Origin of the sequence: Streptomyces sp. 184 (assembly GCF_045781775.1) — a bacterium.
Lineage (GTDB): Bacteria > Actinomycetota > Actinomycetes > Streptomycetales > Streptomycetaceae > Streptomyces.
On record NZ_CP123230.1, the window covers coordinates 3,508,048 to 3,527,882 of the forward strand.

Here is a 19,835-nt window from a genome sequence, read left to right on the forward strand (position 1 = left end):
CCGCCGGCCCCGATCCCGCCGCCGACCCCGTCCCGGAGCCCGGCCGATGAGCACCACCCTGACCCCCGACGTCGTCGTGGTCGGCGCCGGCCCCGCCGGGCTGTCCGCCGCCGCCCGGCTGGCCCCGCGGCTGCCGCCCGGCCGGGTCCTGGTACTCGACCGCGAGCGCGCCCCCGGCGGCATCCCCCGGCACAGCGACCACACCGGCTACGGCCTGCGCGACCTGCACCGCGTCCTCGACGGCCCCGCCTACGCCCGCGTCCTGACCGAGCGCGCCATCGCCGCCGGCGCCGCGATCCGCACCGAGGCCACCGTCACCGGCTGGGCCGGCGCCCGCGCCCTGGACGTCACGACGCCGCGGGGGCTGCTGCGCGTCGAGGCCCGCGCCGTGGTGCTGGCCACCGGCGCCCGCGAGCGCCCCCGCCCCGCCCGGCTCGTCCCCGGCGACCGGCCAGCGGGCGTGCTGACCACCGGCCGGCTCCAGAACCTGGTCCACCTGCACGGCCGTTCGCCCGGCCGGCGCGCGGTCGTCGTCGGCGCCGAGCCGGTGAGCTGGTCGGCGGTGCTGACCCTGCGGTCGGCGGGCTGCGCGACGGCGCTGATGACGACGGAGCACCGGGTGCCCGAGTCGTACGCCGCGTTCACCCACCCCGGGCGGCTGGTGCTCGGCGTGCCCGTCGCCACCCGCACCCGCGTCGTGCGGGTCGTCGGCCGCGGCCGGCTCACCGGCGTCGAGATCGAGCACCTGGACACCGGGCGGCACCGCACCGTGGACTGCGACACCCTCGTCTTCACCGGCGACTGGGTGCCCGACCACGAACTGGCCCGCACCGCGGGCCTGGACCTCGCCCCGGGCAGCGCCGCGCCGCTCACCGACACCGCGCTGCGCACCAGCGCACCCGGCGTCTTCGCCGCCGGCAACCTGCTGCACCCCGCCGACACCGCCGACGTCGCCGCGCTCGACGGGCGGCACGTCGCCCACCAGGTGCTCCACGCGCTCGCCGGGCACGAGCCCGCACCGGGCCCCGGCGTGCCGCTGGTCGCCGACGCCCCGTTCCGCTGGGTCGCCCCCGGGCTGCTGCGCCCCGGCGACCCGCCGCCGCCCCGGGGCCGGCTGCTGCTGTGGTCCGGCGAGCTGGTCCGCGCACCGCGAGTGACGGTGCGTCAGGACGGCCGGGTGCTCGGCCGCCGCACCCTGCCCTGGCCCGCCTCACCCGGCCGGGTCTTCCGGGTCCCCTGGCGTCTGGCCGCGGGCGCCGACCGGCGCGGCGGGCCGGTGCACATCGGCCTGTGACCGCGCGCGCCCGCGGGCGGCCTTCCCGGGACCGGTCCCCGGGCGCGCCCGTAGGGTGACGACCGCCCGACCCCCGGCCAGGCGAGACGCGAGGTGACCCCATGGGCCTGTGGCCCGGCGGCCGGCGGCGCAAGCTGGGGCGGGCGCTGTCGGCGCTGCACGGCATCATCGAGCCCGAGGTGCGGCGGCTCGTCGCCGCCGGCGAGGTATCTCCCCGGCACGCGACGGAGATCGGCTGGGACGCCGTGGTGCTGGTGCTCAAAGGGCACTTCAAGCGCGGCCGGGACGTGGACACCCTGCGGCTGCGCGGCCCCGCCGGCTACCGGCACGTGATCAAGGAGGCGGCCCGCAACCGCGACCCCCGCTGGACGGAACGGGAGCCGGTCTCCCCGTACGACAGGCTCGTGGCGGCCGCCGCCGAGGCCGGGACCCCCGAGGAGCGGGCGGCGCTGGAGTACATGCTGGTGCACGAGTACGCGCCGGACGACCGGATCGCGCAGCGCATCGCCACGGCGCTGGCCCTGGGCGGCATGCTGGACGAGGCGCACATGCGGGCGGCGCGGGAGTCGTACGACCGGCGCCTGGACAACTCCCTCAAGCGCGGCGAGGTCCCCTCGTACAGTCCCGAGGAGGTCGTGCGGGCGCTCTTCCCGGGGGCCTGACCCGCGGGCCCGCTACCGCCCGGCGCCGAGCCGGAGTTCGGTGACCACGCCGGCGTGGTCCGACGGCCAGTAGCCGGTCGGCGCCGAGCGGTCGGCCTCCCGGTCGCCGACCACCTCCGCCGCGAGCGCGCGTACGCCGGCCGGCCGGTACAGGACGTGGTCGATGCGGTGGGACAGCTCGTCCGCCTCCAGCAGCGACCCGCTCTGGCCCGCGGTCCAGCCGCCCTCCGGGTCGCCGCCGGCCGCGGCCCAGGCGTCGGCGTAGCCGGCCCCGGCGAGGACCCCGTAGGCGCCGGCGCCGTCGGTGGGGCGGGAGTTGAAGTCGCCGGCCAGGACGACGGGGTGGGGTGAGCCGTCGAGCGCGGCGGCCAGCTCGCGGGCCTGGGCGGCGCGCACGTCGGGGGTACCGAACGCCTCCAGGTGGGTGTTGGCGAAGCGGAAGGTCTCGCCCCGCACCGTGACGTCCGCGGACGACCAGCCGCGCGGCACCTCGAAGGCGAGCCCCGGGATGCGCGAGGGCAGGGTGGCCTTCGCGTCGTACGCCGCGGAGACCGGGCGCGCCGTCCGCAGCCGGGAGGCGGGCAGCCCGTCCCGTACGACGATCACGTCCCGGTCGGTGAACCGCGCCTCCTCGGTGGCCGAGACGGGCATCCGCCCGGTGAAGTTGTCGTTCGCGGCGACGGCCCGGTAGGGGGTGCCGCGGGCGGCCAGCTCGTCGAGCAGGAGCCGCAGGAAGTCGTAACGGACCGTCAGCTCGCCGCCGGCCGGGCCCTTCTCCCAGCGGGCCACCTCCTGGAGCCCCACGACCTCGGGCGCGCGCGCCGCCAGCAGGTCCGCGATGGCCGTCGCGCGCTCGCGGAAGTCGGTCGCCTCCATGGCCGCGTACACCTCGCCCGCGCGTGCGGCCAGCTCCTCCCGGCTGCCCGCGGAGAACAGGGGCTTCAGGTCGGCTCCGAGGTAGACGTTGTACGTGGCCACGCCCACGGCGCGCGCCCCGCGCCCGTCCCGGTCCTCGCGCGCCTGCGCCCCCTCCCGCGCCCGCTCCGTGCCCCGCACCTCGCGCTCCGGCTGCCCGCCGTCCGGCCCGGGACCCGGCCGGCCCGGCCCGCCGCACCCGGCCCCCAGCGCCGTGACCAGCACGGTCAGCAACGCAAGACCGCCCAGCCTGCCGCCGCGCCCCACGCTCCGCATCGCTCCGCCTCTCCCGTGCGCCGTCGCCCGCCCGGCCCGTACGCGCACACCGCATCCCAGCACCCGGGGCACCGCCGGGCAAGCATCGTCATGTCATGACCACGCCCTCTTTACGTGATCGTCCGGTTTGTTTAACGTCACGTCTTCAGCCTCGGCAGCACCACCAACACCACGAGAGCGAAGGTCAATTGTGAAGCTCGTGAGAACCCTGCTGCGGGCGGCGCCCGTCCTCGCGGCCCTGACGGCCGCCGGCGTCCTCGCCGGCGCGTCCGTCGCCCAGGCCGCGCCCGCGGGGCCCGACGTCATCGCCCACCGCGGCTCCTCCGGCGTGGCGCCCGAGAACACCGCCGTCGCGACCCGGCTGGCGGTCCGCCAGGACGCCGACTTCGTCGAGATCGACGTGCAGCGCACGAAGGACGGCAAGCTCGTCAACTTCCACGACTGCACCATGGAGCGGACCACCGACATCGAGGAGGTCTACCCCGGCCGGCCGAGCTACCGCGTCTCCGACTTCACCTGGGCCGAACTGCGCGGCCTGGACGCCGGCTCCTGGTTCTCCGACCGGTTCGCGGGCGAGCCGATCATCACCGTCGAGCGCGTCATCGAGCTGGTCGACAGGAGGTCCGGCCTGCTGGCCGAGATCAGCCCGTGCGGGCACTACGACGCGAGCCTGCCCGCCGACTTCGCCGAACTGTTGCGGTCCAAGCCGCGCTACGTGCAGCGCGCGCTCGCCGCCGACCGACTCGCGGTGCAGTCCTTCGAGCTGGACGACGCAACGGGCTTCAAGAACCTCATGCCCGAGGTGCCCATCGGCTTCCTCGACGCCGACCGCCCCACCGAGGCCGAACTGATCGCGCTCGCCGACTGGGCCGACCAGGTCAACCCGCAGTACACCGTGACCGACCAGGCCCTGGTCGACCGCGTCCACGAGCTGGGCATGGACATCAACGTCTGGACCGTCGACGAGCCCGGCGCGATGCGCAAGATGGCCGGCCTCGGCGTCGACGGCATCATCACGGACTACCCGCAGTCCCTCACGTAGCGACCGAGGACACCACGAGGCGGCGGCGCGGCAATGGCACACCCCGCCAAAGACCCGCGCCGTCGCTTTGATGGATCTCCACTGCCCAACCCGGGGCACAACCGGCAGACTCGAAGGGCACCGTACGACCAGTCTCACGGAAAGCGGAGGCGGCCCATGACCGGCTCGCGGATCCTCGCCCTCGGCCACTACCAGCCGGGGAAGGTGCTGACGAACGACGACCTGGCCGAGTTCGTCGACACCAGCGACGAGTGGATCCGCAGCAGAGTCGGCATCCGCGCCCGGCACGTCGCCGGGGACGACGAGACCGTGGACATGATGGCCGCGCAGGCCGCCGCCAAGGCGCTGGCCGGCGCCGGCACCAAGACCGAGGACGTCGACCTCGTCATGGTCGCCACCTGCACCGCCGAGAACCGGGTGCCGAACATGGCGTCCCGCGTCGCCGAGCGGCTCGGCATCCCCGCCCCCGCCGCCATCGACGTCAACGTCGCCTGCTCCGGCTTCTCCCACGCCCTCGCCCAGGCCGACCACACCATCCGCGCCGGCGCCGCCGGCCGCGCCCTGGTCATCGCCTCCGAGAAGCTGACGGGCGTCACCGACTGGAACGACCGCTCCACCGCCGTCCTCACCGGCGACGGCGCCGGCGCCGCCGTGCTCGCCCCCGCGGCCGACCCCGCCGACGCGGGCATCGGCCCCGTCGTGTGGGGCTCCGTGCCCGAGATGGGTCCCGCGGTACGTATCGAGGGCACGCCCCCGGTCTTCGCGCAGGAGGGCCAGGCCGTCTACCGCTGGGCCATCAAGGAGCTGCCGCCGATCGCCCGCAGCGTGTGCGAGCGCGGCGGCGTGGACCCGCGCGACCTGGCCGCGATCGTGCTGCACCAGGCCAACCTGCGGATCATCGAGCCGCTCGCCCGCAGCCTCGGCGCGCCCCAGGCCATCGTCGCCACCGACGTCACCGAGTCGGGCAACACCTCGGCGGCGAGCGTGCCGCTGGCGTTCTCCAAGCTGGTGGCGCGCGGCGGAGTCGAGTCCGGGGCGCCGGTGCTCCTCTTCGGCTTCGGCGGCAACCTGTCGTACGCGGGCCAGGTCGTGCGCTGCCCGTAGCCCCGCGCCCCGGTCGGCCGCCGCCTCAGCCGCCGATCGCCGACAGCCGGGCGAACTGCTCGTCCGACAGCACCAGATCAAGCGCGGCGACGTTCTCCGCCAGGTGGTCGAGCGACGTCGTGCCCGGGATCGGCAGCACGTTCGGCGCCCGGTGCAGCAGCCAGGCCAGCGCCGTCTGCGCCGGCGTGGCGCCCAGCTCGGCCGCCACCTCCGCGACCGGGCCGCCGGGCGCGGCCAGCTCGCCGACGGCCATCGGGAAGTACGGCAGGAAGGCGATGCCCTCGGCCGCGGTGTGGTCGAGGACGGCCTCGTGGTGGCGCGTCGCGAGGTTGTAGAGGTTCTGCACGGAGGCGATGGTCGCGATCTCGCGGGCCTCGCGCAGTTGGCCGACGGAGACCTCGGACAGCCCGATGTGCCGCACCTTGCCCTCGTCCTGAAGCTCCTTGAGCGCGCCGACCTGGTCGGCCAGCGGCACCCGGGCGTCGACGCGGTGCAACTGGAACAGGTCGATGCAGTCGGTACGCAGCCGGCGCAGGCTCAGCTCCGCCTGCTGCCGCAGATATGCCGGATGCCCCACCGGCACCCACTTCCCCGGCCCCGGCCGGGTCAGGCCGGCCTTCGTGGCGACGACGACCCCGTCCGCGTACGGGTGCAGCGCCTCGGCGACGATCTCCTCGACGGCGCCGAAGGCGTAGGAGTCGGCGGTGTCGACGAGCCGGACGCCGAGTTCGACCGCCCGGCGCAGCACGGCGACGGCGCCCGCCCGGTTCCGCGGCGGCTCCCAGATGATCGCTTCGGACGGGGGGATGCCGGGGTGGTCGGTGAGCCGCATCGTGCCGTAGCCGACGCGGGCGACCTGCGCGTCGCCGCCGAGGGCGAACGTGCTGCCGGCGGCGCCCGGGGGCGGCGCGGTCGGTGAGTTCGTCATGCGGCGACGCTACAACCTCCGGAGCAGGCCGGACGTGCACCGACGCGGGGGAATCGGCGCCCGGCCGGCGCCCGCCCGGCGCTCAGCCGGCGGCGTTCGGGAAGAGCGTGGTGAACGGCTCCAGCATCCCCTCCGAGTCGCGGACGTAGGGCTGGTCGAACTCCCAGACCAGGAAGAGCAGGAACGCCAGCAGCCCGCTGTGCAGCCCCGCGAGGACCAACTCGCGCGCCGAGCGCTGGATCTGAAGCGCGAAGACCATGCCGACGGCCACCAGCCCGCCGGCGATCAGCCCGAACCACACCAGCGAAGGCATCGTGGGCCCCGCGCTCAACGCCCGCTCGTTGCGGGCCTCCTCGGCCTCCGCGACCTTGTCGAGCAGCGCGTAGGCCGCGCGGTTCTCGGCGTCGGTCTCCGGCACGTACGCGACGAGCGCGCGGCGCACCCGGTCCAGCAGTTGGTCGCCGCGCTCGCTGAGCCCGTCGCCGTCCTGCATCCGCGGCCACTCCACCTGCACGGCATAGTCGACGTACGCGGCCACGTCCGCCCGGATCTCCTCGCGCACCGGGGTCGGATACTCCGCGAGCCGCTCGCTGGTCTCGTGCAGCGCGAACGCCTCCCGCTGCACGGAATCCTCGGCGCTGCTCTTGGCCTCCCAGACGCCGGCGATCGCCAGGCCCAGCACGATCGCGTACACCACCCCGATCATCATCGTCATGTACTCGATGACGTCGGGGGTCTCTGAGGGGTCGAACTCCTCGTCGGGGCGGCGGTGTCTGAGGACGATGATGAGCACGACGACCGCGATGGCAGCGGCCATCGCGAGGGTGAGCATGAGCCATTCGGACACGGGCTGCCTCCGGCGGGCGGGCTGCGGGGCGGTCAGGAGCGGTTGCGGGACGCCGCGCCGGAGCCGCCGAGCGCGGCGGCGGCGAGGATCGCGGGGGCGACGAAGAGCAGCATTCTGGTGACGGGCGAGGTGCCCTCGTCGACCGTCCGGGGCGGCGGCTCGTGGTACACGGGCCGCAGCGACGTCGTGGGCGAGGGGTCGGGACTCGGCGTGGGGCTGGGCGAGGGCGTGGGCGTCGGTGGTACGGGCGTGGGGGGCGGCGGCGCCGCGGGCTCGGGTGCGACCGGCTCCGGCGGCTCGGGCGCGGGTGCCCGGAGCGAGGGCGCAGCGGACGGCGGCGGCGGCGAGGGCGTCGGCGTCGGCGTCGGAGTGGGTGTCGGCGTCGGAGTGGGCGCGGGGGGCGTCGGGGTCGGTGAGGGCGAGGGCGTGGGGGGCGGCTTCTTGCCGCACCCCTGCCGCACCGCCTCCCCGACGCCCTGCTCCCGCGCGATCCGCCCCAGCTCCTCCAGCGGCAGGTCCGCGCCGATGCGTACGCACCCGTCGGCGGGCACGGCGAGTCCCCGTACGGCGACGGCCGGCGGTGCGCCGGCGGCGGCCGGCACCGCGGCCGGGCCGACGGCGGCGAGCGCCGCCAGCACCACGGCGGCACGTACGGCGGGCCGCGCGGTGCGCGGTGTGTTCTCCCGGGTCACGGCGGGTAGTTGCTCGGCGCCGCACCGGACTACGCCCCTCGCGCCCGCAATCCACCCGCAGGCGCGACCCGCGGCGCGCGCCCGTCGCACGAACGCTCGTTCCTCGCGCTCCCCTTCGCCACCGTGCGAGCCGGCCCCGCGGCCCCTACGCCCTCCGGGTGGTTTCACGAGAAGTTCGCAAACGGGCAATGGAGTTCTGCGGACGGACGCCCGGATGATCGTCGTCATGCCGTATACGCAGCCGTCCGACGAGACCTCGTACGACCGCCGCCGCCTGCGCCAGTGGCTCGACGGCGACGCCCGCACCCCGGGCGTCGCCCGGCGCGACATGCTGCGGCTCTTCGCCGCGGCCGGCGGGGCCGGTGCCCTGGGCGCGCTCGGTGCCGCACCCGCGGGGGCGGCGCCGCCCGCCCCCCGGGCCGCGGGCATCGTCAAGCCGCTGCCGCCGGAGCTGTTCACCGTCCGCGGCACCAACGCCGAGACCAACTGGCCGGCCCTGAAGGGCACCGGCTACCACACGCCCGCCGACCGCTTCTTCGTCCGCAACCACACCGTCACCCCCGTGCTCGACGCCGCCGACTGGAGCCTGCGCGTCTGGGGCGACGGGCTGCGCGGCGGACAGGCGGAGTTCGGGCTCGACGACCTGAAGTCGCTGCCCGCCGCGACCCGTTCGGCGTTCGTGGAGTGCGCCGGCAACGGCCGCAGCTTCTTCACCAGCCAGCAGGGCGGGACGGTCACCGGCACCTCGTGGACCCTCGGCGCCATCGGCGTCGCGCGCTGGCGCGGCGTGCGTCTGGGCGAGGTGCTGCGGCGGGCGGGCCTGACGCGGCGCGCGGTCGACGTGATGCCGAGCGGGCTGGACGACGAGTACGTGGTGGACGGGGTCAGCCTCGGCCATGTGCGCCGGCCGCTGCCGGTGGCCAAGGCGCTGGACGACGTGATCCTCGCGTACGAGATGAACGGCGAGCCCCTGCCCGCCGACCACGGGCACCCGGTGCGCGTGCTCGTCCCGTCGTGGGTGGGCATCTCCTCGATCAAGTGGGTCGGGGACGTGCAGGTCTCCGCGGAGCCGCTGTACTCCCCGTGGAACACCGACTTCTACCGCCTGTTCGGCGCCTCCTACCCGCCCCAGGGCAGCGAGCCGCTCACCCGGCAGACCCTCAAGAGCGCCTTCGAGCTGCCCTGGAACGCCACCCTCGCCGCCGGTGAGACGCACCGGCTGACCGGCCGCTCCTGGTCCGGCTCCGGCGGCGTACGGGCCGTGGAGGTCAGCACCGACGGCGGCGCGACCTGGCGCCGCGCGAAGCTCGCGGACGCCCCCCGCGCCGACGGCTGGGTGCGCTGGTCGGCGAGCTGGCGGCCGGAGCGGCCGGGGCCCGCCGAGGTACGCGCCCGCGCCACCGACGTACGCGGCAGGACCCAGCCGGCCCGGACCGTCCATAACGACCAGGGCTACCTCTTCGACGCGGTCGTCCGCCACCCGGTGACCGTCGCCTGAACCCCGGGCGGTCTCCCGCCCCGAGGGCCCGGCCGCGTGCACGCGGCCGGGCCCTCCTACCGGGCTCCCGAACCGCCCGGCGCGATCCCGCCGCCGCTCAGCGGGCGTCCGGGGCGTCGAAGCGCACCGAGCGCAGCTCCAGGTCGTCCCTGGCCGGCCTGCCGTGGGCCCTCAGCCGCCACTCGGCGCCGGTGCAGCTCGCGCCGACGTAGACGGTCGCGGCCGTGTCGGTCTCGTTGTGCGGGCCGTAGCCGGGCAGCACGTCGTCGTGGCCGACGCCGTGAAGGTTGACGCACTTGCCGCTGACCGGGTCGTGCAGGTCGACGAGCCGCTCCTGGCCGAAGCCGTCCACGTACGTGTAGTGGAACGCGCCCTCGGCCGCCTGGGCGGGTACGGCCATCGGCAGCACGAGGGCGAGAGCGGCGAGAGCGGAACCCAGGGCGGTGCGCAGCTTCATGGGGGGCCTTTCCGAAAACGGTCGGGGGTGGTTGGTGCGGGCCCGACCCTAGAAGGGCGACCGGCGGCGAACCGTTCCGCCGCATCAGCCGCACCCGCGCGTCACCCCGGTACCACTCGTTCGGATGAGAATGATCACCATCGGACGATCGGCCGGACGCGCCGCCGGGCCGGCCCGCGGAATTCCCGTGCACGTCGGGCCGGTTCCCCCCTCCCGGATGCGGTCCTACAGTGGCGCACATCACAGCGCCACGGACCCGTCCGACCCGGGGAGGGCACATGAGCCGCATCTCGGTCACAGTCGACGGCACGACCTACGAGGACGACGTGGAGCCGCGCCTGCTCCTCGTGCACTATCTGCGCGACCGCCTGGGCCTGACCGGCACACCCGTCGGCTGCGACACCGGCAACTGCGGTGCCTGCACGGTCGACGTGGACGGCGCGACCGCCAAGTCCTGCTCCATGCTGGCGGTCCAGGCGGACGGGGCGGAGGTGACGACGATCCAGGGGCTGGCCCGGGACGGCCGCTGGCACCCGCTCCAGCGGGCCTTCCACGAGCAGCACGGCCTCCAGTGCGGCTACTGCACGCCCGGCATGATCCTCGCCGCCCGCGACCTGCTGCGCGCCAACCCGCACCCGACCGCCGAGGAGGTCAGGCACGGCCTGGAGGGCAACCTCTGCCGCTGCACGGGCTACCAGAACATCGTGCGCGCCGTCCTCGCGGCGGCCGAGGCCGAAGCCGACGCCGGCGGCGGTGCCGATACCGGTGCCGGTGCCGATGTCCGTACCGACGCCGGCGGGGAGGCCGCGATATGACCACCGCAGAACAGGCCGCTCCCGCCATCGGCCGCTCCCACCCCCGCAAGGAGGACGCCCGGCTGGTCACCGGCCGGACGAGCTGGACCGACAACCTGGCCCTGCCCGGCATGCTGCACATGGCGGTGCTGCGCAGCCCGATGGCACACGCCCGCATCGACCGCCTCGACCTCACGGCCGTACGCGAACTTCCCGGCGTCGTCGCCGCGTTCGGCGGCGCCGACCTCGACGGCGAACTCGGCTCCCTGCCCTGCGCCTGGCCCGTCACCGAGGACATCGTCCACCCCGACCACCCGCCGCTGGCCGTCGACGAGGTACGCCACGCCGGCGACCCCGTCGCCGTCGTCGTCGCCCGCGACCGCTACGCCGCCGCCGACGCGCTCGAAGCCGTGGACGTCGACTACACCCCGCTGCCGCCCGTGCTCGACATGGAGGCCGCGCTCGCCGACGGCGCCCCGCTCGTCCACGCCGGCAAGGGCACCAACCGCTGCTTCGACTGGCCGCTCGCCGGCGGCGACTACGCCGCGGCGAAAGCCCGCGCCGACGTCGTCGTCACCCGCCGCTACGTACAGCAGCGCCTCATCCCCAACGCCATGGAGCCCCGCGCCGTCGTCGCCGCACCCGCCGCCACCGGCACGGACGAGTACACCCTGCACTCGGCCACCCAGATCCCGCACATCCTGCGCCTGATGCTCGCCGTCGTCACCGGCATCCCCGAGCAGAAGATCCGCGTCGTCGCCCCCGACGTCGGCGGCGGCTTCGGCTCCAAGCTCCAGGTGTACGCCGAGGAGGCGCTCGCGCTCGTCGTCGCCAAGCGGCTCGGCCGCCCGGTGAAGTGGACCGAGTCCCGCTCCGAGGGCTACCTCGCCACCCACCACGGCCGCGACCAGATCCAGGACGTCGAGGTCGCTGCGACCCGCGAGGGCAAGCTGCTCGGGATGAAGGTCGACCTGCTGGCGGACATGGGCGCGTACCTGATGCTCGTCACCCCCGGCATCCCCGTCCTCGGCGCCTTCATGTACCCGGGGATCTACAAGATGGACGCCTACGCCTTCCACTGCACCGGCGTCTTCACCACCAAGACCCCCACCGACGCCTACCGCGGCGCCGGCCGCCCGGAGGCCACGTACGCCGTCGAACGCGTCATGGACGAACTCGCCGCGGAACTCGGCCTCGACCCCGTCGAGCTGCGCCGGCGCAACTGGATCGGGCACGGCGAGTTCCCGTACACCTCGGTCGCCGGCCTCACCTACGACAGCGGCAACTACGAGGCCGCCACCGACAGGGCCCTCGCCCACTTCGGCTACGACGCGCTGCGCGCCGAGCAGCGCGAGCGGCACGCCCGCGGTGACACCGTGCGGCTCGGCATCGGCGTCTCCACGTACACCGAGATGTGCGGCCTGGCACCCAGCCGGGTGCTGCGCGACCTTCGCTACGCGGCCGGCGGCTGGGAGGCGGCGAGCATCCGCATGCTGCCCACCGGCAAGGTCGAGGTGATCACCGGCACCAGCCCGCACGGCCAGGGGCACGCCACCACCTGGAGCCAGATCGCCGCCGACGTGCTCGGCGTGCCCGTGGACGACGTCGACGTGCTCCACGGTGACACCCGCGTCGCGCCCCAGGGCATGGACACGTACGGCTCGCGCTCGCTGGTCGTCGGCGGCGTCGCCGTGCACGAGGCGGCGGTCAAGGTCGTCGCGAAGGCGCGCCGGGTCGCGGCGCACCTGATGGAGGCGAGCGAGGAGGACCTGGAGTTCACGGCCGGGACGTTCGCCGTCCGCGGCTCGCCGGAGGCGGCGAAGACGATCCAGGAGGTCGCCTTCGCGACCTTCACCGGCCACGACCTCCCGGACGGCATGGAGCCGACGATCAACGCCGGGCACGTCGTGGAGCCGGAGAACTTCTCGTATCCGCACGGCACCCACCTGTGCGCCGTCGAGGTGGACACGGAGACGGGCGCGGTGCGCATCCGCTCGTACGTCGCCGTCGACGACGTCGGCAAGGTGATCAACCCGCTGATCGTGGAGGGTCAGGTGCACGGCGGGCTGGCGCAGGGCATCGCCCAGGCGCTGTACGAGGAGGCCGTCTACGACGACGACGGCAACCTCGTCTCCGGCACCCTCGCCGACTACCACGTGCCCGCCGCCCCCGACCTGCCCGAGTTCGTCACCGACCGCACCGAGACCCCCGCCACGTCCAACCCGCTGGGCGTCAAGGGCGTCGGCGAGGCCGGCACGATCGCCTCCACCCCCGCGGTCGTCGGCGCGGTCGTCGACGCGCTGCGCCCGCTGGGCGTCACCGACGTGCGCATGCCCTGCACGCCGGAGCGCGTGTGGCGGGCGGTCCGGGACGCGCAGGCGCGGAAAGACGCGCAAGCGGAGAGAGGAGCCTCCGCATGATCCCCGCGGCCTTCGACTACGTACGCCCCGAGTCGGTCGGCGACGCCGTCGTCGCCCTCGCCGGCGCCGAGGCCGACGGGCGGGACGCCAAGGTGCTCGCCGGCGGCCAGAGCCTGCTGCCGCTGCTGCGGCTGCGCCTCGCCTTCCCCGACCTCGTCGTGGACGCCGGCCGGATACCGGAGCTGCGCGGCGTGCGCGACGACGGCGACGCGCTGGTCATCGGCGCGCTGACGACGCACCACGACGTCCTCGCCGACCCGCTGGTACGCCGCCACGCCGGGCTGCTCGCCGCGGCCACCGCCACCGTCGCCGACCCCGCCGTCCGGCACCGCGGCACCCTCGGCGGCTCCCTCGCCCACGCCGACCCCGCCGCCGACCTGCCGGCGGTGGTGCTCGCGCTGGACGCGGAGCTGACCGCGGTGGGGCCCGCGGGCCGGCGGACCGTCCCGGCGCGGGAGTTCTTCACCGACTACCTGACCACGGCGCTGCTGCCGGGCGAACTGCTCACCGAGATCCGCGTGCCGAAGTACGACGGCTGGGGCTTTGGCTACGAGAAGTTCAGCCGGGCGGCGCAGGCGTGGGCGCTCGTCGGCGTGGCCGCCGCGGTGCGGCGCGTCGGCGGGCGGGTGGCCGAGGCCCGGATCGGGTTGACCAGCATGGGCCCGACGCCGGTGCGTGCGGCGGCCGTCGAGGCGGCGCTCGCCGGTGCCGAGGCCACCGGGGAGTCGGTCGCCCGGGCGGCGTCCGCCGCGGCGGAGGGCACCCGCCCGGCGGCGGATCTGTCGGGTTCGGCCGAGTACCGCGCACACCTGGCCCGGGTGCTCACCCGCAGGGCGGTGCTGGCCGCAGCCGGGCCGGTGTGACGGGCCGCCGGGACGCGGCGGCCGGAGGGGCGGCCGGAGGAGGCGAGCGCGGTGGCGCGTGAGGAGCCGGCGGGGGAGCCGGAGAGGCGCGGGCCGCACGGCGGCGCCCGCAACGCGCGGGCGCCGGAAGCCGTGCGGCCCGCGTCCGCGGGGGAGGTGCGGACGCGGCTGGAGACGGCCGGCTACCTCGCCGACGAGGGCCTGGCCATCGCCTGCCACCTCGCCCTCACCCTGCACCGCCCGCTGTTCTGCGAGGGCGAGGCGGGCGCGGGCAAGACCGCGCTCGCCGCCGCCCTCGCCGACGTGCTGGGCGCCCCGCTGATCCGGCTCCAGTGCTACGAGGGCATCGACGCCTCCCAGGCACTCTACGACTGGGACTTCCCGCGCCAGTTGCTGCACCTGCGGGCGGCGGAGGCGGCGGGCGTCACGGACGCCGCCCGGCTGGAGGACGAGCTGTACGGCGAGCGGTTCCTCGTCGCCCGCCCGCTGCTGCGCGCGCTGCGCACCGACCCGTGCGTGCTGCTGATCGACGAGATCGACCGCGCGGACGACGAGTTCGAGGCGTTCCTGCTGGAGCTGCTCTCCGAGTACGCGGTGACCATCCCCGAACTGGGCACGCTGCGGGCCGGGACCCCGCCGGCGGTCGTGCTCACCTCCAACCGCACCCGCGAGGTCCACGACGCGCTCAAGCGGCGCTGCCTCTACCACTGGTTCGCCCACCCCGGCTACGACCAGGAGCTGGCGATCGTACGCAGCCGCCGCCCGCGGGTGGCGCGGCGGCTCGCCGCGCAGGTGACCGCGGCGGTGCAGCGGTTGCGCGGCATGGACCTGGTCAAGCCGCCGGGGGTGGCGGAGACCATCGACTGGGCGGAGGCCCTGGCGGCGCTCGGCGCGACGGAGCTGGACGCGGACCTGGCGGTGGCCACGCTGGGCTCGGTGCTGAAGTACCGCGAGGACACCGAGCGGGCGGTGGCGCTGGACCTGCGCGGGCTGCTGGCGGCGGCGCGGGGGGACTGAGCGCGGTGGCGGGGGAGCGGGGCGGCCGGGGCGACGGCGTCGCCGTGCTGGTCGGGTTCGCGCGGACGCTGCGGGAGCTGGGGGTGCCGGCGGGGGCCGAGCGGCTTCAGGCGTTCCTCGGCGCCGTGGACGCCCTCGGCACCGGGCGGGCCGACGTGTACTGGGCGGGCCGGCTCACGCTCTGCGGCAGCGCCGAGGACCTGGCGCACTACGACCGCGCGTTCGCCGCGTACTTCGGCGACCGCACGGCGCCACCGCCCCGGCCCCGTACCGCGTCACCACCCCGCGTCCGCGTCGCCCCCGCCGCCGCGGAGGCGACCGGCGACGACGGCGAGCGCACCGGCCCCGCGGCCCCGGCCGCCGCCCGCGCCGGCTCCGCGGAGGTGCTGCGGCACCGCGACATCGCCGGCCTCTCCGCCGCGGAGCGCGCCGAACTCCACCGGCTGCTCGCGGCGTTCGCGCTCCGCGGCGAGCACCGCCGCACCGCCCGCCGGCGCCCGGCCCGCCGCGGCGCCGTCGACCCGCGGCGGACCGTACGGGAACTGCTGCGCGGCGGCGGCGAGCCGGCCGCCCTGCGCCGCCGCGCCCCGGCGCACAGGCCGCGCCGCGTCGTCCTGCTGCTCGACGTCAGCGGCTCCATGTCCCCGTACGCCGACGCCCTGCTGCGCTTCGCCCACGCCGCCCGCCACGGCCGCGTCCGTGCCCGCTCCCGCGAAGCCGCCCCCGCCACCGAGGTCTTCACCCTCGGCACCCGGCTGACCCGCGTCACCCGCCCGCTGTCCCACCGCGACCCCGACGCCGCCATGGCCGCCGCCGGCGCCGCCGTGCCGGACTGGAGCGGCGGCACCCGGCTCGGCGAGACCCTGCGGGCGTTCCTCGACCGGTGGGGGCAGCGCGGCCTGGCCCGCGGCGCGGTCGTCGTCGTGCTCTCCGACGGCTGGGAGCGCGGCGACGTCACCCTGCTCGGCGCCCAGGCCCGACGGCTGCACCGGCTGGCGCACCGCGTGGTGTGGGCCAACCCGCGCAAGGCGCGGCCCGGTTACGCGCCGCTCGCCGGCGGCATGGCCGCGGTGCTGCCGCACGTCGACGCCTTCGTGGCCGGGCACAGCCTGGCCGCACTCGAACGGCTGGCCGCGGTGGTGCGGGGAGCGGCCGACGCATGACGACGAACCCGGCAACGAAGGGACCGCCATGGAGCTGGAGCACGAGTTCACCGTTCCCGTACCGGCCGACGAGGCGTGGCGGGCGCTGCTCGACATCGAGCGCATCGCGCCCTGCATGCCCGGGGCCGCGGTCGAGAGCTTCGACGGCGAGACCGTGCGCGGCACGGTGAAGGTGAAGGTCGGCCCGATCACGATCACCTACCGGGGCACGGCGTCCTTCCGGGAGAAGGACGAGGCGGGCCGCCGCATGGTGCTGGCCGCCAACGGCAAGGAGGCCCGCGGCGCGGGCACCGCGCGGGCCACGGTCACGGGGGAGCTGACCGAGACCGGCGACGGCACGCGGGTGTCGGTGGTGACGGACCTGGCGATCACGGGCCGGCCGGCGCAGTTCGGGCGGGGGGTGCTGGCGGAGGTGGGCGACCGGCTGGTGGGGCAGTTCGCGGAGTGCCTGGCGGGGAAGCTCGCGGACGGCGGGCCGCAGGCCGACACGGGCGTGGGTCCCGGCCCGGAGCCGGAGCCGGAGCCGGAGGGAGCTAAGGCCGCCGCGCGGACCGCGGCCACGACCGGCGCCGACGCCGGCGCCGGCGCCGCGGTACGGCCCGCCGCCCCGGAGACGGCGCCGCTGGACCTTGTCCGTACCGCCGGCGTGCCGGTCGCCAAGCGGGCCGCGGCCGGCACCGCCGCCGCGGCGGCGCTGGCGGCCGTCGCCCTGGCCGTACGCCGCCTGCGCCGCCGCCGCTGACCCCGGGCGCCCCCTCCGGCTCGGCCCCGCTCGGCGGTTGCCGCCTCCGCGTGGTACTCCTGTTCTTCGGGGAGCGCGCCGGGCAGACAGCGGCGCGCGCGGACCGGCCGAGCGGCCGGCGTACCGGCCCCCAGGGGCGCCGACGAGCAGGAACAGGGGTGACGATGGCGGGGAACCCGGCGAGCGCGGGCCGCCTGCTGCGCCTCATCCGCAGCGGCGAGGCGCCCACCCGCGCCGAGCTTCAGCAGGCCACCGGCCTGTCCCGGTCCACCGTCGGGCTCCGTCTCGACCAGCTCTTCCGCGCCGGCTGGATCCGCGAGGTGGCCGGCACCTCCACCGGCGGACGGCCCTCCGCGCGGCTGGAGTTCGACGACCGGCACGCCGTCGTCCTCGCCGCCGACCTGGAGACCCGGCACGGCCGCGCCGCCGTTCTCGACCTCGCCGGCAACTTACTCGCCGAGCGGACCGGCCCCCTCGTCATCGGGGACGGGCCGGAGCCCGTGCTGGAGGAGGTGTGCCGCTGGTTCGGCCCGCTGCTGGCGGAGGCCGGCGAGAGCGCGGCGCGGGTCTGCGGCATCGGCCTGTCCGTGCCCGGGCCCGTGGACGTCGCCGCCGGCCGGGTCGTGGAGCCGCCGATCATGCCGGGCTGGGACGGCTACCCCATCCCCGGGCACCTGCGGCGTACGTTCGCCGCCCGGCTGGACGGCGCCCCGGACGTCCCCGTCCTCGTCGACAACGACGCCAACCTCATGGCGTACGGGGAGCAGCGCGCCTCCTTCCCCGGCTGCACCGCCTTCCTGCTCGTCAAGGCGTCCACCGGCATAGGCGCCGGGGTCGTCGTGGACGGCGGCATCTACCGCGGCATCGACGGCGGCGCCGGCGACATCGGGCACATACGCCTGCACGACGGCCGGGAGGCGCTGTGCAGTTGCGGGTCCTACGGCTGCCTCGCCGCCGTCGCCAGCGGGCACGCGCTCGCCGCCCGGCTCGACGCCCTCGGCGTCCCCGCGACGTCCGGCTCCGACGTGCGCGACCTGCTGACCGCCGGGCACCCGCAGGCGGTGCGGCTGGCCCGGGAGGCGGGGCAGCGGGTGGGCGAGGTGCTGGTCACGGTCGTCACGCTGCTCAACCCCGGGGTGCTGATGATCGCCGGCGAGCTGGCGTCCGTGCCGTTCCTCACCGGCGTACGGGAGCTGCTGTACCGGCGCGCGATGCCGCGGACCACGGCGCACCTCGACGTCGTCACCGCCCGGCTCGGCGACCGCTCCGCCCTCGTCGGCGCCGCCGCCATGGTCGTCGACGACCTCTACGCCCCCGACCGGGCCGACGCCCGCCTGGCCGCCGCGGACGCCGGGCGGAGCGCAGGCGCCGACACGGCCGCCGCCGACCCCGGTTGATCGTTCCGCGGGCCCGCGGTCGTACGCTGGCTGCCGCGGCACCGGAGGAGGGCCACTTGTCGACGTTCATCGTCTTCGACCTCGAATTCACCACCTGGCCGGGAGCGCCGGAGCGGGACTGGTCGGCGCCGGGCGAACTGCGCGAGATCGTGCAGATCGGCGCCCTGCGGCTGGACGCGGAGTTCGCGGTGGCCGAGGAGTTCGAGACCCTGGTACGGCCCGTGGCCAACCCGCGGCTGTCCCCGTACTTCACCGCGCTGACCGGCATCGACCAGGAGACCCTCGACCGCGAGGGCCGCGAGCCCGCCGCGGCGCTCGGCGACTTCCTCGGCTTCTGCGCCGGCAGCTCCGTGCTCTCGTACGGCAACGACATGGTCGTGCTCGGCGAGAACGTCGGCTGGGCCCGGGCCCGCGGCGAGCAGGTCGCGCACGGCTTCCTGAACCACGGCTTCCTCAACGTACGCCCCTGGCTCAACACCCTCGCCCCGCAGACCGCCTCGGCCAACTCGGGCCGGCTCTGGCAGGCCCTCGGGCTGCCGAAGCCCGCCGCCGGCGCCGAGCACTCCGCGCTCTTCGACTGCCACTCCATCGCCGCGGCCCTCCGGCACCTGCACGCCGGGGGCGCCAGCCTCCCCGCGGGCTGCCTGTAGGCCCGCGCGGCAGGCGGTGCCGCCCGGCTCGTACGCTCCAGCCATGACACCACTGAGAGCGAAGGACATCACCGGGGTCTGGGGGACGCTGCTGCTGCCCCTGGACGACGGCGACGCGATCGACCGCGGCCGGCTGGCCGGGCAACTGGACGCGCTGCTGGCCGCGGGCCTGCACGGGATCTACGCGCACGGCACGGCCGGCGAGTTCCACACCCTGTCCGAGGACGAGTTCGACGGCATCGGCGAACTGCTCGCCGAGCGGTGCACCGCCGCCGGCGTGCCGTTCCAGATCGGCGCCTCCCACCCGGTGGCGCAGACCGCGCTCGCCCGCGTGCGCCGGGCCCGCGAACTGGCCCCCGGCGCCCTCCAGGTGATCCTCCCGGACTGGCTGCCGCTCGCCGACGACGAGGCCGTCGCCTTCCTCGCCCGCGTCGCCGAGGCCGCCGACCCGGTGCCGCTGGTGCTCTACAACCCGCCGCACGCCAAGACCCCGGTGTCACCCGCGCTGCTCGGCCGGCTGCTGGACGAGGTGCCCGCGCTGGTGGGGCTGAAGACCGCGGGCGGCGACGACGCCTGGTACGAGGCCGTGCGCCCGCACACCGCCCGCTGCTCCGTCTTCGTCCCCGGCCACCTGCTCGCCACCGGCGTCGCCCGCGGCGCGCACGGCAGTTACTCCAACGTCGCCGCCCTCGCCCCGGCCGGCTCGGTCCGCTGGTACGAGTCGATGCACTCCGACCCGGCCGCCGCCCTGGACGTACAGCGGCGGCTGGCCGAGCTGTTCCGCCGGCACGTCGCACCGCTCCAGGCCCGCGGCCTGTCGAACCCGGCGCTCGACAAGTTCCTCGCCGCCGTGGGCGGTTGGGCCGACGCCGGCGTACGCATCCGCTGGCCCGGCACGTCCGCCCCCGAGGAGGCCGTGCTCCCCGCCCGCCGCGACGCCCACGAGCTGGTCCCCGAGCTTTTTTCTCTCAAATGACAAAGCATGGACAGCCTCGGACGAAGTCATTAGGCTCAGCGCCGCACCCGCCCGGAATTTGAAAGTTCTTCCCGCCCCCATTTGCGTCTGGAGGAACG

General features: G+C 76.0%; 19 protein-coding genes. 14 read left to right on the top strand and 5 right to left on the bottom strand.

From position 1 onward, the window contains the following. Positions 1-46: 46 nt before the first annotated feature. Positions 47-1,294, top strand: a complete 1,248-nt coding sequence (locus QBL21_RS14795) for an NAD(P)/FAD-dependent oxidoreductase (protein ID WP_407562646.1) — start codon at positions 47-49, stop codon at positions 1,292-1,294. 101 nt (positions 1,295-1,395) lie between these two features. Next, the gene (locus QBL21_RS14800; RefSeq protein ID WP_407562647.1) at positions 1,396-1,956 is read left to right on the top strand and encodes a hypothetical protein; all 561 of its coding nucleotides are present in this window, start codon (positions 1,396-1,398) and stop codon (positions 1,954-1,956) included. Positions 1,957-1,968: 12 nt separating this feature from the next. Here the strand turns inward: QBL21_RS14800 and QBL21_RS14805 are convergent, their stop codons facing one another. Beyond that, the gene (locus QBL21_RS14805) at positions 1,969-3,147 is read right to left on the bottom strand and encodes an endonuclease/exonuclease/phosphatase family protein (protein ID WP_407562648.1); all 1,179 of its coding nucleotides are present in this window, start codon (positions 3,145-3,147) and stop codon (positions 1,969-1,971) included. A gap of 190 nt (positions 3,148-3,337) precedes the next feature. On the opposite strand from QBL21_RS14805, the gene QBL21_RS14810 reads away from it, so the two are divergent. Together QBL21_RS14810 and QBL21_RS14815 are read left to right on the top strand one after the other, a co-directional pair. Beyond that, positions 3,338-4,189, top strand: coding sequence for a glycerophosphodiester phosphodiesterase (locus tag QBL21_RS14810; protein ID WP_407562649.1), 852 nt, complete (start codon positions 3,338-3,340; stop codon positions 4,187-4,189). A gap of 156 nt (positions 4,190-4,345) precedes the next feature. Further along, positions 4,346-5,293, top strand: a complete 948-nt coding sequence (locus tag QBL21_RS14815) for a beta-ketoacyl-ACP synthase III (protein WP_407562650.1) — start codon at positions 4,346-4,348, stop codon at positions 5,291-5,293. Positions 5,294-5,318: 25 nt separating this feature from the next. Here the strand turns inward: QBL21_RS14815 and QBL21_RS14820 are convergent, their stop codons facing one another. The 3 genes from QBL21_RS14820 to QBL21_RS14830 form a co-directional block, all read right to left on the bottom strand. Continuing rightward, positions 5,319-6,221, bottom strand: coding sequence for an aldo/keto reductase (locus QBL21_RS14820; protein ID WP_407562651.1), 903 nt, complete (start codon positions 6,219-6,221; stop codon positions 5,319-5,321). An 82-nt stretch (positions 6,222-6,303) separates the two neighbouring features. Then, complete coding sequence (locus tag QBL21_RS14825) at positions 6,304-7,068, bottom strand: hypothetical protein (protein WP_407562652.1); 765 nt, start codon at positions 7,066-7,068, stop codon at positions 6,304-6,306. Between the two features lie 32 nt (positions 7,069-7,100). Beyond that, on the bottom strand, positions 7,101-7,760 hold the full coding sequence (locus QBL21_RS14830; RefSeq protein ID WP_407562653.1) for a hypothetical protein: 660 nt from the start codon (positions 7,758-7,760) through the stop codon (positions 7,101-7,103). Between the two features lie 214 nt (positions 7,761-7,974). Between QBL21_RS14830 and QBL21_RS14835 the strand changes: the two genes are divergently transcribed. Beyond that, positions 7,975-9,258 carry a sulfite oxidase gene (locus tag QBL21_RS14835; protein ID WP_407562654.1) on the top strand — a complete coding sequence of 428 codons (1,284 nt, stop codon included), beginning with the start codon at positions 7,975-7,977 and terminating at the stop codon, positions 9,256-9,258. A gap of 97 nt (positions 9,259-9,355) precedes the next feature. On the opposite strand, the gene QBL21_RS14840 is transcribed toward QBL21_RS14835, so the two are convergent. Continuing rightward, positions 9,356-9,715 carry a hypothetical protein gene (locus tag QBL21_RS14840; protein WP_407562655.1) on the bottom strand — a complete coding sequence of 120 codons (360 nt, stop codon included), beginning with the start codon at positions 9,713-9,715 and terminating at the stop codon, positions 9,356-9,358. Between the two features lie 278 nt (positions 9,716-9,993). On the opposite strand from QBL21_RS14840, the gene QBL21_RS14845 reads away from it, so the two are divergent. The 9 genes from QBL21_RS14845 to QBL21_RS14885 all read left to right on the top strand — a co-directional run bounded on the left by QBL21_RS14845 (position 9,994) and on the right by QBL21_RS14885 (position 19,737). After that, on the top strand, positions 9,994-10,530 hold the full coding sequence (locus QBL21_RS14845) for a (2Fe-2S)-binding protein (protein WP_407562656.1): 537 nt from the start codon (positions 9,994-9,996) through the stop codon (positions 10,528-10,530). After that, on the top strand, positions 10,527-12,929 hold the full coding sequence (locus QBL21_RS14850) for a xanthine dehydrogenase family protein molybdopterin-binding subunit (RefSeq protein ID WP_407562657.1): 2,403 nt from the start codon (positions 10,527-10,529) through the stop codon (positions 12,927-12,929). The genes QBL21_RS14845 and QBL21_RS14850 overlap by 4 nt, the downstream gene beginning before the upstream one ends. Beyond that, positions 12,926-13,792 carry an FAD binding domain-containing protein gene (locus QBL21_RS14855; RefSeq protein ID WP_407562658.1) on the top strand — a complete coding sequence of 289 codons (867 nt, stop codon included), beginning with the start codon at positions 12,926-12,928 and terminating at the stop codon, positions 13,790-13,792. Before QBL21_RS14850 ends, QBL21_RS14855 begins: the two co-directional genes overlap by 4 nt. 51 nt (positions 13,793-13,843) lie before the next feature. Continuing rightward, positions 13,844-14,809: an AAA family ATPase gene (locus QBL21_RS14860; RefSeq protein WP_407562659.1), complete on the top strand. Its 966-nt coding sequence runs from the start codon at positions 13,844-13,846 to the stop codon at positions 14,807-14,809. Positions 14,810-14,814: 5 nt separating this feature from the next. Then, complete coding sequence (locus QBL21_RS14865; RefSeq protein WP_407562660.1) at positions 14,815-15,972, top strand: vWA domain-containing protein; 1,158 nt, start codon at positions 14,815-14,817, stop codon at positions 15,970-15,972. A gap of 28 nt (positions 15,973-16,000) precedes the next feature. Next, positions 16,001-16,714, top strand: coding sequence for an SRPBCC family protein (locus QBL21_RS14870; protein WP_407562661.1), 714 nt, complete (start codon positions 16,001-16,003; stop codon positions 16,712-16,714). Positions 16,715-16,878: 164 nt separating this feature from the next. Further along, positions 16,879-18,111, top strand: a complete 1,233-nt coding sequence (locus QBL21_RS14875) for an ROK family protein (protein WP_407566426.1) — start codon at positions 16,879-16,881, stop codon at positions 18,109-18,111. A 56-nt stretch (positions 18,112-18,167) separates the two neighbouring features. Further along, positions 18,168-18,761: an exonuclease domain-containing protein gene (locus QBL21_RS14880; protein ID WP_407562662.1), complete on the top strand. Its 594-nt coding sequence runs from the start codon at positions 18,168-18,170 to the stop codon at positions 18,759-18,761. 43 nt (positions 18,762-18,804) lie between these two features. Further along, positions 18,805-19,737 carry a dihydrodipicolinate synthase family protein gene (locus QBL21_RS14885; RefSeq protein WP_407562663.1) on the top strand — a complete coding sequence of 311 codons (933 nt, stop codon included), beginning with the start codon at positions 18,805-18,807 and terminating at the stop codon, positions 19,735-19,737. Positions 19,738-19,835 lie beyond the last annotated feature (98 nt).